We start from the raw sequence: 1,426 nt of genomic DNA on the forward strand, positions 1-1,426 counted from the left end.
CTATAGGAACTAAACGCGTTGTTTTAGGTTCTGTGTGTGGGTTTGGTTGTGTGTTGGTCAGAGTGTGGTGTTGGGGTATCTGACTGGTGTGTGGAACTCGTTCCAGTTGATGGCGGTGCCGTAGTGTTCGGGCTCGTCCTGTTCCTGTCTGGTTTCCCGTTTGGGTGCTGGTTGTGGCTGGTGGTGTTCGTCCCTGATCAGGCTGGCGGGGTCGGGGTTGTCGGTTTTCATGTAGCAGTGCCATTCGCAGGCGCGTCCCATGTGGCTCTCGGGTAGGCCGTGGTGTTGCAGGAGGGTGCGTTTGATGGGTGAGTTGACTCCTCCTTCCAGCCGGTTGGTGGTGCGTTCCATCCAGCCGGTTGGTGGTGCGTTCCATTGGCCCGCCGGCGGTGAGTTCGGGTTCCAGGAAGGCGAAGAGCTGCCTGTCTTGGAAGAGGTGTTCGAGCCTGCGGTAGCAGCGGCGGAGTTCCTGGTGGGTCCACCACCAGGATTGGTGGCTGGCTTTGGGGTTGGCTGGGTCGTCCGATTGGTGGCTGGCTTTGGGGTTGGCTGGGTCGTCCTTGGCCATGGTGCGTTCGTCGATGAGGGTTCGATGAGGGTTTTCCATCTTTCGTGCCAGGCGTTCAAGGCCTCACCCCAACGCACCGCTTCCTCGATGGCATGGACCCGGGTGAGCTGGTCGGAGAGTCGCTTGAGTTCCTTGCCGGCCTGAAGTCGTGGTTTGAGTGTCAGGTCGGTTTTGGTGTTGCGTTGCACGTGCACCAGGCAGCGTTGGATGCGCGTGCCCGGCCAGCAGGCATGGCAGGCTTTCTGCACGCCGCGAAGGCCGTCGGTGATGAGCACGTCGGGCCCGGGGATGCGGGAGAACAGGGCCGTGCAGGCCGCCGTGTTCTCCTGATGGCACCACTGCCGGTCGATGACCTGGCCCGTCTGCCCGTCGATCGCTATCAGGAGGCACCAGCCGTGTGCCATATACGTGCCGTCGGCCATGAGCGTGTGATGGACCACCCCGTCCGGTGTGATTGCCGGCTTGATGTTCCAGCACCAGCCGACCCGTTTACGCCAGGCCCTGGCGCCCATGGCCCCCATCTGTTCCCGGGTCCTGCCCGTCAGCAGCCAGTCCAGGAACTCCCTCAACCGCGCGGCGCGGGCCCGGTCCTGCCTGCGCGCGGTGGACGTGATCGAGCAGGACGGACACATCCAGCGCTGCGTGCCTGATCTGTTGCGCCCATGCCTGCGCATCCGCCCATGGCATATGGGGCAATGCCTGGCCCTCTTCGATCTGGTTCTCATTCCCCAATCGAACAGGAACGGGCACCCCTGCAAGACCCCTATTAACAACCCGACCTATTAACAACCACCCAACACGCTTACAGCCACAAGGCCAAACCCCCAACATAAACAACGCGTTTAGTTCCTATAGCCC

The 1,426-nt window shown here is 61.9% G+C and carries 1 pseudogene; it reads right to left on the reverse strand.

The features are described 5' to 3' along the window. Positions 1-57: 57 nt before the first annotated feature. Positions 58-1,293, reverse strand: a pseudogene (locus LPC22_RS08355) (IS1249 family transposase). Positions 1,294-1,426 lie beyond the last annotated feature (133 nt).

This window comes from Bifidobacterium mizhiense (assembly GCF_020884755.1).
GTDB classification, from domain to species: domain Bacteria; phylum Actinomycetota; class Actinomycetes; order Actinomycetales; family Bifidobacteriaceae; genus Bombiscardovia; species Bombiscardovia mizhiensis.